13 protein-coding genes, 2 tRNA genes and 2 pseudogenes are annotated in these 14,809 nt (G+C 64.9%); 7 read left to right on the forward strand and 10 right to left on the reverse strand.

From position 1 onward, the window contains the following. The first annotated feature begins 70 nt into the window (after positions 1 to 70). Positions 71 to 334: a hypothetical protein gene (locus tag PQR02_RS04420; protein WP_408226033.1), complete on the forward strand. Its 264-nt coding sequence runs from the start codon at positions 71 to 73 to the stop codon at positions 332 to 334. A gap of 256 nt (positions 335 to 590) precedes the next feature. Continuing rightward, positions 591 to 2,774 (forward strand): annotated as a pseudogene (locus PQR02_RS04425) (ATP-dependent helicase). A 79-nt stretch (positions 2,775 to 2,853) separates the two neighbouring features. Here PQR02_RS04425 and PQR02_RS04430 read toward each other — a convergent pair. From PQR02_RS04430 to fdxA, 8 genes are all read right to left on the reverse strand, one after another. Continuing rightward, on the reverse strand, positions 2,854 to 3,621 hold the full coding sequence (locus tag PQR02_RS04430) for a DUF4088 family protein (protein ID WP_408226035.1): 768 nt from the start codon (positions 3,619 to 3,621) through the stop codon (positions 2,854 to 2,856). A gap of 399 nt (positions 3,622 to 4,020) precedes the next feature. Beyond that, the gene (locus PQR02_RS04435) at positions 4,021 to 4,344 is read right to left on the reverse strand and encodes an AzlD domain-containing protein (protein ID WP_408226038.1); all 324 of its coding nucleotides are present in this window, start codon (positions 4,342 to 4,344) and stop codon (positions 4,021 to 4,023) included. Next, complete coding sequence (locus PQR02_RS04440; protein ID WP_408226041.1) at positions 4,341 to 5,102, reverse strand: AzlC family ABC transporter permease; 762 nt, start codon at positions 5,100 to 5,102, stop codon at positions 4,341 to 4,343. Before PQR02_RS04440 ends, PQR02_RS04435 begins: the two co-directional genes overlap by 4 nt. A 238-nt stretch (positions 5,103 to 5,340) precedes the next feature. Next, on the reverse strand, positions 5,341 to 6,171 hold the full coding sequence (locus tag PQR02_RS04445) for a helix-turn-helix transcriptional regulator (protein WP_408226044.1): 831 nt from the start codon (positions 6,169 to 6,171) through the stop codon (positions 5,341 to 5,343). Between the two features lie 98 nt (positions 6,172 to 6,269). Then, positions 6,270 to 6,746 carry a CreA family protein gene (locus tag PQR02_RS04450; RefSeq protein WP_408226047.1) on the reverse strand — a complete coding sequence of 159 codons (477 nt, stop codon included), beginning with the start codon at positions 6,744 to 6,746 and terminating at the stop codon, positions 6,270 to 6,272. Positions 6,747 to 7,011: 265 nt separating this feature from the next. After that, positions 7,012 to 7,087 (reverse strand) — tRNA-Asn (locus tag PQR02_RS04455). A 62-nt stretch (positions 7,088 to 7,149) separates the two neighbouring features. Further along, positions 7,150 to 7,225: transfer RNA gene (locus PQR02_RS04460), tRNA-Asn, on the reverse strand. Between the two features lie 116 nt (positions 7,226 to 7,341). Further along, positions 7,342 to 7,665, reverse strand: a complete 324-nt coding sequence (gene fdxA / locus PQR02_RS04465; RefSeq protein ID WP_408226050.1) for a ferredoxin FdxA — start codon at positions 7,663 to 7,665, stop codon at positions 7,342 to 7,344. A gap of 305 nt (positions 7,666 to 7,970) precedes the next feature. Here fdxA and pncB point away from each other — a divergent pair, with 305 nt between their 5' ends. The 5 genes from pncB (at position 7,971) to PQR02_RS04490 (ending at position 13,986) form a co-directional block, all read left to right on the forward strand. Beyond that, positions 7,971 to 9,167, forward strand: a complete 1,197-nt coding sequence (gene pncB, locus PQR02_RS04470) for a nicotinate phosphoribosyltransferase (protein WP_408226053.1) — start codon at positions 7,971 to 7,973, stop codon at positions 9,165 to 9,167. 164 nt (positions 9,168 to 9,331) lie between these two features. After that, complete coding sequence (locus PQR02_RS04475) at positions 9,332 to 9,994, forward strand: LutC/YkgG family protein (RefSeq protein WP_408226056.1); 663 nt, start codon at positions 9,332 to 9,334, stop codon at positions 9,992 to 9,994. Between the two features lie 72 nt (positions 9,995 to 10,066). Then, positions 10,067 to 11,497: a sodium:proton antiporter gene (locus tag PQR02_RS04480; protein ID WP_408226059.1), complete on the forward strand. Its 1,431-nt coding sequence runs from the start codon at positions 10,067 to 10,069 to the stop codon at positions 11,495 to 11,497. Between the two features lie 54 nt (positions 11,498 to 11,551). Continuing rightward, positions 11,552 to 12,541, forward strand: a complete 990-nt coding sequence (locus PQR02_RS04485) for a 2-hydroxyacid dehydrogenase (RefSeq protein ID WP_408226062.1) — start codon at positions 11,552 to 11,554, stop codon at positions 12,539 to 12,541. Next, entirely contained in the window at positions 12,538 to 13,986 is a 1,449-nt protein-coding gene (locus PQR02_RS04490; RefSeq protein WP_408226065.1) for a DNA recombination protein RmuC, read from the forward strand. The genes PQR02_RS04485 and PQR02_RS04490 overlap by 4 nt, the downstream gene beginning before the upstream one ends. A gap of 45 nt (positions 13,987 to 14,031) precedes the next feature. Here PQR02_RS04490 and PQR02_RS04495 read toward each other — a convergent pair. Continuing rightward, positions 14,032 to 14,531, reverse strand: a pseudogene (locus PQR02_RS04495) (GNAT family N-acetyltransferase). After that, positions 14,531 to 14,806 carry a hypothetical protein gene (locus PQR02_RS04500; protein WP_074764961.1) on the reverse strand — a complete coding sequence of 92 codons (276 nt, stop codon included), beginning with the start codon at positions 14,804 to 14,806 and terminating at the stop codon, positions 14,531 to 14,533. The pseudogene PQR02_RS04495 and the gene PQR02_RS04500 overlap by 1 nt, the downstream one beginning before the upstream one ends. Between the last annotated feature and the right edge of the window lie 3 nt (positions 14,807 to 14,809).

Here is a 14,809-nt window from a genome sequence, read left to right on the forward strand (position 1 = left end):
TCGCCCGGTTGGGATGCAACTGTCGGGCGGGGCGCGCAGCGCTTTGCACGATGTTTGAGGGAGGTGCCGGATGAGTATCGTCAGGTCAACGAAGAACCGGATTTATGCCGCGTTGATTGCGGGTTGTCTGTCATCGGTCGCGTTCGCGCAGGCGAGCGACCCGGCCGCGGCGCCCGTTACCCACGCCGACAAGAAGGCCGTGAAGGAACAGTCGAAGGCGGACAAAAAGGCCGCAGTCGCGCAGGCCAAGGCCGACAAGACGAAAACCGACGCTCAGGCCGACGCCGACAAGGCCAATGCCGATGCCAATTTGAAGGACGCGAAGAAGCAGTAAGCGTGCGCGTCGCAAGTTGGGGAGGTCGATGTCACGTCGTCCGCTTCGCTCGTGAAAACGATGAGTGGCCCGTGGCGCGAAAAGTTGCGCACGGGCCGTTTTCTTTGCGGGATCCTGTTTTCACGTTAGGCGCTACTTCGCGCCATTTTCCGCACTCGCGCTGGACCTGTTTACGTGCAGACATCGCAGTGACGAGGCGGTTCGGCTTCGCTCCCAAATAGCCGTCAAAAAAGGGTCGCTTGTCGCCGATGGTTGTATGGATATACAGTATGCGTCGCCATCCTGTGTCCATCCCAAAGTGCAGACTCCCGTGCTCTCCGTCGCCGAAACTCCGCCGCCCTCCGATACCGCCGCCAGGCTCGCGAAGCTCAACGACGCCCAACGCGAAGCCGTCGAACATGGCGCCGACACCCCCAACGCGCCCCCCGGCGCGCTGCTGGTGATCGCGGGCGCCGGCTCCGGCAAGACCAACACGCTCGCGCATCGGGTCGCCAATCTGGTGGTGAAGGGTGCCGATCCGCGCCGCATCCTGCTGCTGACTTTTTCGCGCCGCGCGGCGCTCGAAATGACCCGCCGCGTCACGCGCATCGCCGGCGCGGCGCTCGGCGCGCGGGCCGCGCTCGCGCAGGGGCTCACGTGGTCGGGTACGTTCCACAGCGTCGGCGCGCGGCTGCTGCGCGAGTACGCCGAGCTGATCGGTCTCGCGCCGTCCTTCACGATCAACGACCGCGAAGATTCCGCCGATCTGATGAACCTGGTGCGCCACGAACTCGGGCTGTCCGCGAAAGAGCGGCGCTTCCCGGCCAAGGGCACCTGCTTTGCCATCTATTCGCGCGTCGTGAACACCGGGGCGTCGCTCGGCCAGGTGCTCGACAACGCGTTTCCGTGGTGCCGCGAATGGGAAGCCGACCTGCGCATGTTGTTCGCCGCGTATGTCGACGCGAAACAGAAACAGAGCGTGCTCGACTACGACGATCTGCTGCTCTACTGGTCGCACATGGCCGCGGAGCCGGCTATCGCGGCCGACCTGTCGGCGCGCTTCGACCACGTGCTGGTCGACGAATATCAGGACACCAACCGTCTGCAGGCGTCGATCCTGCTCGCGCTGAAGCCGGACGGGCGCGGCCTGACCGTGGTCGGCGACGACGCGCAGTCCATCTACTCGTTTCGCGGCGCGACCGTGCGCAACATTCTCGATTTTCCCGCGCAGTTCGACCCGCCCGCACGGCAGGTCACGCTGGAGCGCAACTACCGTTCGACCGCGCCGATCCTGGCCGCGTCGAACGCGGTGATCGAACTGGCCAGCTAGCGTTACACGAAAAACCTGTGGACCGACAAGGCGTCGGCGCAACGTCCGCGTCTGGTCACGGTCGCCGACGAAGCCGATCAGGCACGCTATATCGTCGAACAGGTGCTCGAAGCGCGCGAGCAGGGGATGAAGCTGAAGTCGCAGGCGGTGCTGTTTCGCGCCGCGCACCATAGCGCCGCGCTGGAGATCGAACTGACCCGCCGCAACATTCCGTTCGTCAAGTTCGGCGGTCTGAAATTTCTCGATTCGGTGCATGTGAAGGACGTGCTCGCGGTGCTGCGCTGGGCAGAGAATCCGCGCGACCGCGTCGCTGGTTTTCGCGTCGTGCAGTTGCTGCCGGGCGTGGGGCCGGCCACCGCGGCGAAGGTGCTCGACGAGATCGGCACGCGCGCGGGCGGCGGCAACCCCGTCGACACCGCCGCGAGCGCACTCGCCGCGTTTGCCGCGCCCGCTCGCGCGCAGGAGGACTGGCATCCGTTCGTCAAGCTGGTGTCGAGCGTGTATGGACGGCAGACGCCTTGGCCCGCCGAGTTCGAAATGGTGCGGCGCTGGTACGAGCCGCATCTCGAACGCAATCACGAGGACGCTGCGATCCGTCACGCGGACGTGCTGCAGATGGAAAGCATCGCGGGCACGTACGCGTCGCGCGAGCGCTTTCTGACCGAGCTGACACTCGATCCGCCCGATGCCACCAGCGACGAATCCGGCGTGCCGCTAATCGACGAAGACTACCTGATCCTGTCGACGATTCATTCGGCGAAGGGGCAGGAGTGGCGCAACGTGTTCGTGCTGAACGGCGTCGACGGCTGTATTCCGTCCGATCTCGGCACCGGCAGCGAGGACGAGATCGACGAGGAACGGCGCCTGTTATACGTGGCGATGACCCGGGCGAAAGAGGATCTGCACATCGTGGTGCCGCAGCGCTTTTACGTGCACAACCAGACGCATATGGGTGATCGTCATGTATGGGCGTCGCGCACGCGCTTCATTCCCGCGCATCTGATGCCGCTGTTCGACGCGTATGCGTGGCCGCGCGTGCCAGTGCCGAGCGCGCCGACGGCAGCGGGGCTCGCGGCGGCCGCGAAGGCGAAGGTCGAGATTGGCGCGAAGCTCAGGAAGATGTGGGATTGAAGCGCGGGGGCGTGGGTTGGGGGATAGGGCGGAGCGAGCATGGGGGCGTGCTCGTGCGCTGCCGCCCCCAAGGTCGAACTCAGCGCGACTGTCGTTGCTGTTGCTGCGGCACCGGACGCGGCGGCACGAAGAAGTTGCGCAGCCATGCCGCGAGGCGTGAAAACACGTCATACGGCTCTTCGACGAAAATCTCCGGCTTGAGCAGGCGCAGATACTCCATGATCTGCTGCGCTTCCTGTTTCTGGAACGAGCCATGCGAGATGCCCAGCCGCAGCAGCCCGCGCAGTTCACCGAGCTTCTCGCGCGCGGTGCTGCCCACGCTCGTTTCGCACGCCACCTTGGCCTCATAGACCCGCTGACGCAACGATTCCACCAGCCGCCATGCGGGCGTCTGCATGACTTCTTCGAGCGCCTGGATGTCCTGCGCCGCGCTTTTGATCTGCGCGGCGAGCGGGTCGACCAGCGCCGCATCGCCTTCCGCTTCCTTGACGATCGCCGCCGCCCAGTCGCGGCATTGCTTGGCCAACTCGTCCGGCGTCCATTCCGAGCGCGCCGCGAAGCCGAAACCGAACTCGCCCGCCTGCCGCATCAGAATCGCGACGACATCCGGGAATTCCTTGTCGAGCGTGCGCTTGGCCCATGCGTACTGGCCGCCCTGCAGCATCCGCTGGACCGCGTGTTCGGTCAGCGGCACCATGTTGTCGAGCAGCTTGGCGCGCAAGAAGTCCTCAAACGACGGCGTCGCGAACTGCGGGTCGAGCTTCAGCGAAACCCGCAAAAAAGCGTCGAAGTCCTTGCGCAGCGACGCAAGGGTCTCGTCCTTGAGCTTGAGGGTGATTTGACCCATGTGTTATCCCGTTTGGTCCTGCCGCACGGCCTCGTCACGTCGTCCGGCCGCGCGGGGACCTTGGGCGACGCGACGCCAGATGCCGACGCGGTTGATTCCTGCCTGTTGCCGCGTAACCAGCGGGATGCATCCCGATGCGCGGACCTCGACTTCTTATCGGCGGATGGGACGGAAACTTGAGAGGGTGCGGGTGGCGGGGGACGCTTTAGAAGGATCCGTCGCTAGCTGGATGGGTCGCTTGCCGTGTGTCCCACGTCACACGAGCCGCCCGATGCCGATCTTGAGTGCGTGCGGGTGGCGGCAAAGGCTTTGGGAGGGGAGGCGCCGCTAGCCGGGTGCGTCGCATGTGGCCCGAGCTGGACGACGCCTATGCCGACGCCGCCGCGCGGCGGCACATGTCTACTTGAGCACGACGCATTGCCAGACAAAGAACACTGTCAGGCCGACCGCGATGGTCAGCAGCGGCCGCCGTGTCAGCGCGCTAACGACGACAGCGGCCAGCGCGCCGACCAGCTGCGGATTGCGCCAGCTCAGTTCGGCATGGGTGCCGTGCGGCGAAACCGCCATCGGCACGATGATCGCCGTCAGTACGGTAACCGGCACGAAACCCAGGGCCGTACGTACCAAGGGCGGAAACACCAGCCGGTCGCCAAGTACGAACACGGCCGCGCGGATCACCCACGTAATGACCGCCATGCCGATGATTAGAACGACGTAGTTCATCGGGCGGCCCCCGCGGTTTCGCGCGAGCCGCGCAGATTGGGGCGCGACGTCGACAGCAGCACGCCGACCGCCACACCCGCGAACACCGCGCCGAGCAGGCCCAACTTGTACGGCCAGGCTTGCCAGAAAAAGGCCAGCGTGCCCGCGGTCGCGGCGGCCGCGATGTAGCGCAACGCGACGAGTTGCGGCACGACGATCGCGATGAAGGTGGCGACCATCGCGAAATCGAGCCCGAGCGATTGCAAGCCGGGGAAGGCCGCCCCGAACAGCAGGCCGGCGATGGTCCACAGCTGCCAGTTCAGGTACATCGCGAGACCCGCACCGAAGAAATAGTGCGGACCGACCGTGCCGGGTTCGCGATGTCGGTAGTGTTCCCACGCGACCGCGAACACTTCGTCGGTGAGCAGCGCGCCGAGCGCCCAGCGCCAGCGGGCCGGCAGATGCGCGACGTGCGGCGCGAGCGTCGCGCTGTACAGCACGTGCCGCAGATTGACGACGAGCGTGGTGGCCCAGATCACGGCGAAACTCGCGTGGCCGGCTATCAGGCCGAGCGCGATGAATTGCGCGGAGCCGGCGAACACGATGAGCGACATCAACTGGCCGTGCCACAGATTCAGCGGGCCGGATGCGACGAGCGTGCCGAAAATGACGCCGAACGGCGCGGCGCCGACCATCATCGGGATGATGTCGCGTGCGCCGGCCGTGAATTCCTTGAGGCGGCCTGTGCCGATGGGCTGGCCTTGGGGTGAATGGGTCAATCCTGGCTCCTTGATTTGGAGAGCATAGCCAGGGGTGGTAGGGCGGGCTTGTACGTTCTTGCGGTGAATGGGCGTGGGCGGGCGGTTGGGGGTAGAGGCAGGATCAGAAGGGAGGGGATCAGAGGAAGGAGCGGAGGGCGGAGGGCGGAGGGCGACAGGCAAGCGGCGGGCGGCGAGAGCCGAGAGCCGAAGCCAGCCCGCAACGCGCAGCCGCCCGTCCCAACGCCTCCACGCCGCCTCAAACCCCCTGCCACCGACCGGGCGGCACCCCGAACATGCGCCGGAAATGCCGGGTGAAATGGCTCTGATCGGTGAAGCCGCTAGCGGCGGCGACATCCGTCACCGAAACTCCCGCGCGCAGTGGCGCGAGCGCGCGTTGCAAACGCACCTGATTGCGCCACGCGTGAGGCGGCAAGCCCGTCGCGCGGGTGAAAAGGCGCGCCGCGTGAAACGGCGACAACCCCGCTGTCCGCGCCACTTCGGCAAGCGTAACCGCCTCGACGAGATCGCCAGCCAGACGCTCCTGCATGATCGCGACGCGAGCATCATCGGCGGCGACATGCGTGGCCGCTGGTTGCGTGCGCGAATAGCGCACCAGCAGCGTGGACAGCGCGTCGAGCATCGCGGCTTCGGCCGCAAGCGCATCGTCGCCCGCCTCCAGCAGACGATGCGCGTACGCGAGCCGCGTCGCCAGATCCGGGTCGCGGATCACGCCGGGCGCAAACCACGGCTGCGCTTGCGGCTTGCCGGCGACTTCATTGGCGAGGTCGTGGATGAAATCAACGGGCGCATACAGCACGCGATACCGCCAGCCTGCCTCGACCGCCTTCGAGCCCGTGTGCAGTTCGCCGGGATTGATGATCGGCACGCTGCCGGCCTCGGCCACATAGTCGGAACCGCGATACCGATAACCCTCCGCCCCCGCGACGATCACCGGGATCGTGTACGCGTCGTGCCAATGCGGCGTGAATTCGTGATCGTGATATTCGGCCGTGAGCAGGTCGGCGCCGGGCAGAAGCGGCGTGCGCCAGTAGCGGGCGGAATCTCCGAAACGATGGGGTGCGGTCATGATGAAGGTCCGGCTGGACCGGACAGTGTAGCGCGTCGCGAGTGCTCGCGGCGGGGGCCATTGCCTGCGCCGCGAGGCGTCTTGCCGTACGCCCGCGCTTACTTGACGGGGATCGTCGTGCCGGCCGGCATCGGCACGGCGCTCACGCTGTTTTTCGCGCTGCCGCTGACGACCCGGTCGCTATAGGTGAGGTACACGAGCGTGTTGCGCTTCGCGTCGACAACGCGCACCACATGCAGCGACTTGAAGATCAGCGACATGCTCACAGAGAACACGTCGGCCTGCTGCTTCACCGGGCCCGTGAAATGAATCGCGCCGACCTGGCGGCAGGCGATCGAAGCCTCGGTCGGATCTTCGGCAATCCCGAGCGTGCCCTTGACGCCGCCGGTGCGCGCGCGCGACACATAGCAGGTCACGCCTTGAACGGTCGGATCGTCATAGGCCTCGACGACCACCCGGTCGGAGCCTGTGATGTGGAAGTTGGTATTGACGCTGGCGACTTCTTCGCTGTGTGCTGAAGACAGCAGCACGACGGTGGCGGCTGCCAGCGCGATGCGCAATGAGATGGGTTTCATGGGTTGCCGAGGTGAGCGCCTGGTTGGGCGCGAGACGCGCCGGGAAACCGCCATCGTAACGGCATGCGCCGGAGAGGGTTGAGGCCTGTGAGCCAGTGACGCACGCTGGCTCGCGGCCGGTTCACCAACAGATGACACGTATCGGGCGGCAAAAACGTCAGCGCCGAGCCAACCACGGCGTGATCCGCCATCGAGGAAAACGTGACGCGCAAAACTGATCGCGCAAAAACAAAAGGCCCGCACGGATGCGGGCCTTTCAAAATTTTGGCTCCTCGACCTGGGCTCGAACCAGGGACCTACGGATTAACAGTCCGGCGCTCTACCGACTGAGCTATCGAGGAACAGCAGTACAACTCGATCTACATAAAAAAACCCGTCTTGGATAACGGGCTTTTGCAATTCTTGGCTCCTCGACCTGGGCTCGAACCAGGGACCTACGGATTAACAGTCCGGCGCTCTACCGACTGAGCTATCGAGGAACAGAACAACAACAGCAGAGAAGCGAAATTGTAGGGGCAGCTTTTGCGCCTGTCAATACCTTGCGTTCATCTTGATTTCATCGGACTGCCGCGGGGCGAGTGACAGGCGGTTGCGCTCAGCGCGCGAGCAGCGCGAGCTTTTCCTTCACGTCCTTGAACTCGTCGGCTTCCGGCAGCGGCGCCTTGGTCTTGGTGATGCTCGGCCAATTCTTGGCCAGGTCGGCATTCAGCTCGATGAAGTCCTGCTGGTCGCCCGGCACATCTTCTTCGGCATAAATGGCGTTCACCGGGCATTCGGCTACGCACACGGCGCAGTCGATGCATTCATCGGGGTCGATCGCGAGGAAGTTGGGACCTTCGCGAAAGCAGTCCACCGGGCACACATCGACGCAGTCGGTATAGCGGCACTTGATGCAGCTTTCGGTCACAACGTGAGTCATTCAGGCAGCTCCTGCATGCGGAATCAGGGAAGGCGCAAACGCCAAAAGCGCTATTGTAACGTAACGTCAAGAGGCGCATGCAGCATCGGCCAACGCCTTTTATATGTTTTCGTGATTAGTTTATGGCGCCCGGCAAGGGACTTTCTTCGGGGCGCGCAGCGACAGCCCGCCGGCTCGCTGAAGCCTGGCGCATTCGGGTAACATGCCACACGTCGCCGCATGGCTGCGCCGCAGGCGGCACGGGTGAGTCAGGCCTTTTGAGCCGGGCCTTTTTTCGTTTTTTCAGTGGTCCAGTTCGCACGATCATGATTATTACTTCGCTGCTCGATACCGATCTGTACAAGTTCACGATGATGCAAGTGGTGTTGCATCATTTTCCCGCCGCGAACGTGGAGTATCGCTTTCGCTGCCGCACGCCGAATGTCGATCTGGTGCCGTATATCGGCGAGATTCGCGACGAAGTGCGCAAGCTCTGCGATCTGCGCTTCACCGACGACGAACTCGACTACTTGCGGCGCATGCGCTTCATCAAGGGCGACTTCATCGAGTTTCTTGCGCTGTTCCATCTGAACGAGAAATACATTTCGATCGAACCGTCGCCGAAGGGCAATGGCGAAATCGACATCGAGATCAAGGGGCCCTGGCTGCACACGATCCTGTTCGAGATCCCGATGCTCGCGATCGTCAACGAAGTCTATTTCCGCAACACACAGCAAACGCCCGACTACAGCGAAGGGCGCGGCCGCCTCGTCGAAAAGATGCAATTACTGGGCGCGCGCCCCGAATTCGCCGACTGCAAGATCGCCGACTACGGCACGCGCCGCCGCTTCTCGAAGCAATGGCACGAGGAAGTGATCCTCACGCTGAAAGACGGTCTCGGCGAGCAGTTCGCCGGCACCAGCAACGTCTTCTACGCGATGAAGCACAACCTCACGCCGCTCGGCACGATGGCGCATGAATATCTGCAGGCGTGCCAGGCGCTCGGCCCCCGGTTGCGCGACTCGCAGATCTTCGGCTTCGAAATGTGGGCGAAGGAATATCGCGGCGACCTGGGGATCGCGCTGTCCGACGTGTACGGCATGCAGGCTTTCCTGCGCGACTTCGACATGTACTTCTGCAAGCTGTTCGACGGCGCGCGTCATGATTCGGGCGATCCGTTCGACTGGGGCGAGCGCCTGCTCAAGCACTACGAAGCGAACCGCTGCGACCCGCGCACCAAGGTCCTCGTGTTCTCCGACGCGCTCGACATTCCGAAGGTGCTGCAACTCTACGAGCGCTTTCGCGGCCGCTGCAAGCTGGCCTTCGGCGTCGGCACCAATCTGACCAACGACCTCGGCTATAACCCGCTGCAGATCGTCATCAAGATGGTTCGCTGCAATGGTCAGCCGGTGGCGAAGCTGTCGGATTCGCCGGGCAAGAACATGTGCGAAGACAAGGCCTACCTCGCGTACTTGCGGCAGGTGTTCGGCATCGCCCAGCCTGACGAAGAGGCGGCCAAATAGCGCGCTTCACGCGCTGCGCGGGTTCGTGCAACGGCTCGCCTGGTCATCACTTTGAACGCGCGGGCGCCGCCTCGCAATATGCCGTTCGGCCAGGGTGTTCGCGCGAAGGCCGGCCGGTATAATCCTCGTCACTTCGCACGGCTGTCGACATGAGGATCTCGCATATGGACACATCGATTGCCCGCCGCAACATCCTGGCGCGCATCCGCGCCGCGCAAGGACGCGAGCCCGAGCCGTCGGCTGCCGAGCGCGACGCCGCGGCGGACTATCTCGAGCGCCATCCAGCCGGTCCGCGTCCGGAGATGCCGGCCGACCTGAGCGCGCGCTTCATCGAAGAAGCGCAGAAATTGGCGACCACGGTCGACACCGTTCAGACGCTCGCCGACGTGCCGGCCGCCGCGCATCGCTACCTCACGCAGCACGGGTTGCCGCTCCAGGCTATCGCGTGGCAAACGCTGCAGGATCTGCAGTGGGCCGAGGCCGGCCTCACCGTTGAATTCCGCAAGCCGCGAGACGGCGACCTGGTCGGTATCACCGGCTGCTTCTGCGCCACCGCCGAGACCGGCACGCTCGTGCTGCTGTCCGGGCCGCAAACCTACGCATCAGCCGGCCTGCTGCCGGAAACGCACATTGCCATCGTGCCGGCTTCGCGCATCGTCGCGGGGCATGAGGAAGCGTTCGGCCTGATCCGCAACGAGCGCGGCGAACTGCCCCGCGCCGTCAATTTCGTCTCCGGGCCTTCGCGCACCGGCGATATCGAACAGACCATCGTGCTCGGCGCGCATGGCCCGTACAGGGTGCATGTGATCGTCGTGCAGGGTGCCTGAGCGAGTAGCGCGGCTACGCTCCATCGCGCGCGTGGCCGTCCGCGATACTCGTAACAAAAGGAATTCAAGAATATGAAAGGGCATGCCGTGGGGGCGAGGATGTCGCTCGCCGCCGCACTGATGCTGGTCGCGTGGTCTCAGCCAGCGTGCGCCGCGACGCTCGACGGCGCGAGCCTGTCGGCACTGTGGGGCCTGCCGTTCGCCGGCGTGCTGGTGTCGATTGCGGTATTTCCGCTGGTCGCGCCCGCGTTCTGGCATCACCATTTCGGCAAGGTCGCGGCGGCGTGGGCGCTCGCGTTTCTCGTGCCGTTCGCGTTCAGCTTCGGTGTGCACGAGGCTTTCGGCGAGCTGGTGCATGCCATGCTTGCGGAGTACGTTCCGTTCATCATCCTGCTGACGGCGCTTTACACGGTCGCGGGCGGCATCTGCGTGCGCGGCAATCTGCATGGCACGCCGCGCGTGAATACCACGATTCTCGCGCTCGGCACGTTGCTGGCGAGCGTGATGGGCACGACCGGCGCGGCAATGCTGCTGATCCGTCCGCTGCTGCGCGCCAACGACAATCGCCGGCACGCGGTCCATGTGGTCGTGTTCTTCATTTTTCTCGTGGCGAACGTGGGTGGTTCGCTGTCGCCGCTGGGCGACCCGCCGCTCTTTCTCGGCTTCCTCGAGGGCGTCAGTTTCTTCTGGACCACGGTGCACCTCGCGCTGCCGATGCTGTTCGTCAGCGCCGTACTGCTGGCCGGGTTCTATGCGCTCGACTCGTACTACTTTCATCAGCGTGAAGAGGAGCGCTCGCGCTTTCTCGATCCGACGCCCGAGGGCGCGCCGCGCGGCATCGACGGCAAGGTCAATTTTCTGCTGCTCGCCGTGGTGATCGCGCTCGTGCTGATGAGCGGGCTATGGCGGCCGGGGGTGACGTTCGACGTGTTCGGCACCCCGGTGGCGCTGCAGAATGCGCTGCGCGATATCGCGCTGATCGCCGTCACGTTGCTGTCGCTCGCGTGGACGCCGCGCGCGGCGCGCGCGGGCAACGACTTCAACTGGGCGCCGATCGAGGAAGTGGCGAAACTGTTCGCCGGCATCTTCGTGACGATCGCGCCGGTCATCATGATGCTGCGCGCCGGCGAGGCCGGTGCGTTCGCGGGCATCGTCCATCTGGTCAACGATTCCGCCGGCCAGCCGCGCGACATCATGTACTTCTGGGCGACGGGCCTGCTATCTTCGTTTCTCGACAACGCGCCGACCTATCTCGTGTTCTTCAACCTGGCCGGCGGCGATGCGCATACGTTGATGACCACCGGCGCGACCACGCTCGCCGCGATTTCGGCCGGCGCGGTGTTCATGGGCGCGAACACGTATATCGGCAACGCGCCGAACTTCATGGTGAAAGCGATCGCGCAGTCGCGCGGCGTTCGCATGCCGAGTTTTTTCGCCTTTATGGGCTGGTCCGGCGCGGTGCTGCTGCCGCTCTTCGCGCTCACCGGCTGGCTGTTTTTCTGACGCTCATTTCGACGCCGAGGCATTTCCGCTCGACGCGCTATACGGAGAATTGCAATGCAGAAGATCCTCGTCGCCCGTTCGATCTTTCCCGATGTGATCGAACGGCTCAAACAGTATTTCGACGTCGACAGTAACCAGGGCGACGTGCTGCCCGCCGACGAACTGAAGCGCCGTCTCGCGGATAAGGACGGCGCGCTGACCGCGGGCGAGCCGATCGACGCGAGCGTGCTGGCGGCCGCGCCGCGTCTGCGCGTGGTGTCGAACATGGCGGTGGGCTACAACAACTTCGACATGGCCGCGTTCAACGCCGCGAACGTGCTCGGCACCAACACGCCGGACGTGCTCAACGAGTCGACCGCCGACTTCGGCTGGGCGCTGATGATGGCCGCGGCACGGCGCATCGCCGAATCGGAGCACTGGCTGCGCGCGGGCAAATGGCAGAAGTGGAGCTACGACGGCTTTCTCGGCAACGATCTGCACGGTTCCACGCTCGGCGTGATCGGCATGGGCCGGATCGGCCAGGCGCTGGCACGTCGCGCGAAGGGCTTCAACATGCAGGTGCTCTATCACAACCGCTCGCGCGTGGCGCCGGAGATCGAGGCCGAGCTGAACGCGGAATATGTATCGAAGCAGGATCTGTTGCGCCGCGCCGATCATGTCGTGCTGGTCGTGCCGTACTCGAAGGAAAGCCATCACACGATCGGTGCGGCCGAACTCGCGCTGATGAAACCGACCGCTACGCTCACCAACATCGCACGCGGCGGCATCGTCGACGATGCGGCGCTGGTCGAAGCGCTGCGCTCGAAGCAGATCGCGGCGGCCGGTCTGGACGTGTACGAAGGCGAGCCGCATCTGAATCCGGATCTGCTGAGTGTGCCGAACGTCGTGCTGACGCCGCATATCGCGAGCGCGACCGAAGCCACCCGCCGCGCGATGGCGAACCTCGCCGCGGACAACCTGATCGCCGCCCTGGGCGAAGGGCCGCGCGCCGGCCAACCGCCGAATCCGATCAACCCGGATGTGATCGGCAAGGCGCGTTCATGATGCTGATTCTGGTGGCGGCCGTCGCGGTGCTGGCGGTCGCATTGGTGATCGCGGTGACGCTGCTGCTGCGCGTGCAGGGCCGCGCGGACGACCACGAGCAGTTCGAACTGCTCAACGAACGTATCGACGTTGCCGCGGACACGCAAGCGCACGCGTACGAGCGCCTCGAACGGCAACTGCGCAACGACATCGCCGAGACGGCGCGGGTGTCGCGCACCGAGCAGAGCAGCGGCTTCGCGCACTTTCAACAGACGCTTGCCGCGCAGTTCAGCAGCATGACCACGGTGCAAAGCGGCAAGATCGACGGTTTCGCGCAGCAGCTCGACGCGGTGCGTCACAGCCTGCAGGCGCAAGCCCAGCAGGCGCGCGACGAACAGGGCCGCACGCTCAAGCAGTTCGGCGAGACGCTGAGCCTGCAACTGGGACACCTCACCGAGGCGAACGACCGGCGCTTCGCCGAAGTGCGCGCGACCATCGAACAGCGGCTCAAGGATATCGAGGCGAACAACTCGGCCAAGCTCGAGGAAATGCGCCGCACGGTCGACGAAAAACTGCACGCCACGCTCGAACAGCGGCTGGGCGAATCGTTCAAGCTGGTGTCCGACCGGCTCGAGCAGGTGCATCGCGGGCTGGGCGAGATGCAGACGCTGGCGGCCGGCGTGGGCGATCTGAAGAAGGTGCTCACCAACGTCAAGACGCGTGGCACATGGGGCGAAGTGCAACTGGAAGCGTTGCTCGAACAGCTGCTCACCGCCGATCAATACGCGAAGAACGTCGCGACGGTGCCGAAGAGCGCGGAGCGTGTCGAGTTCGCGATCCGCTTGCCGGGACGCGCGGAGCAGGGCGCCGCGGCGGCGCCCGTCTGGCTGCCGATCGACGCCAAATTCCCGCGCGAAGATTACGAGCGTCTGATCGAAGCGCAGGAGCGCGCCGATCCGGTCGCGGTGGAAGAGGCGTCACGCGCGCTCGAAGCGCGGATTCGCGCGGAGGCCCGAGCGATCGCCGAGAAGTATGTGGCGCCGCCGCACACCACCGACTTCGCGCTGCTGTACCTGCCGACCGAAGGCCTGTATGCGGAAGTGTTGCGCCGGCCTGGACTGACGGATCTGCTGCAGCGCGACTACCGCGTGACGATTGCGGGACCGACCACGCTGACCGCGTTGCTCAACAGTTTGCAGATGGGCTTCCGCACGCTCGCGATCGAAAAGCGTTCGAGCGAGGTGTGGCAGGTGCTCGGCGCGGTGAAAACGGAGTTCGGTAAATTCGGCGACGTGTTGGCCAAGACCAAGGCGCAGCTGGAAACCGTCACGCGTTCGATCGAGGCGGCGGAAACGCGCACCCGCATGATGAGCCGCAAGCTGCGTGACGTCGAGGCGTTGCCGGGAGAGGAGGCGAGCGGCCTGCTCGGCGATGCGCTGTCGAGTGTGGACCCCGACGAGCAATAAGGGTGCAACGAGGCTGCGGGTCGGGCAGGCGGACCAGCGCGAAGCTTAGACGCCGCCCGCTTTATCCGCGCCCGCGGCCAGCTGCTGGAGCGCATCGCCCGTCATCCGCACCACGCGCCAGTCCGGTAGCACGGTCGCTCCCATCTTCTGATAGAAGTCGATCGCGGGCTGGTTCCAGTCCAGCACCGTCCACTCGAAACGCGCGCATTGCCGCTCCACCGCCAGGCCGCAAGACGCCGCAGCATCGCGGTGCCCAGGCCGCTGCCGCGTTGCGAGGGTTGCACGTACACGTCCTCGAGATACAGCCCGCGCCGGCCAGCGAAACTCGAATAATTGTGGAAGAACAGCGCATAGCCGACGATGCGGCCGGCGTCTTGCGCGACCAGCGCTTCGATCGAGGGCCGCGCACCGAATAGCGCGTCGAAGAGACCCGCTTCGGTCGCGACAAAGACGTGCGTGAGGCTTTCGAATTGCGCCAGTTCGTACGTCAGCGCGAAGATGGCGCCGATGTCCGCGGGCGTGGCGGCGCGGATCGTCGCGGGCATTACGCCTCTTCCGGCGCGTCGGTCAGATGAATCTCAATGCCGCCGAAGCGCGACGCAACCCAGTTGTACGCGTGGCAGGCAATCCACAGCAGCACGAAGCCGAGGATCGCATTCAGCAGCAGCGCGCTGAACACCGTGCTCAATTCCACCGACCCGTAGCGAATAAACGCGACCAGCACACCCAGCAGCACGATCGGCACCGAGAACGTCAGGTACACGAGGATGAGCGCTTTGGCCGTCTGTCCAGGTGCAATGAACGAGATCTGTTTTTTCATGTA

The sequence above is a fragment of the Paraburkholderia sediminicola genome (genome assembly GCF_046026895.1).
GTDB lineage: Bacteria > Pseudomonadota > Gammaproteobacteria > Burkholderiales > Burkholderiaceae > Paraburkholderia > Paraburkholderia sediminicola_C.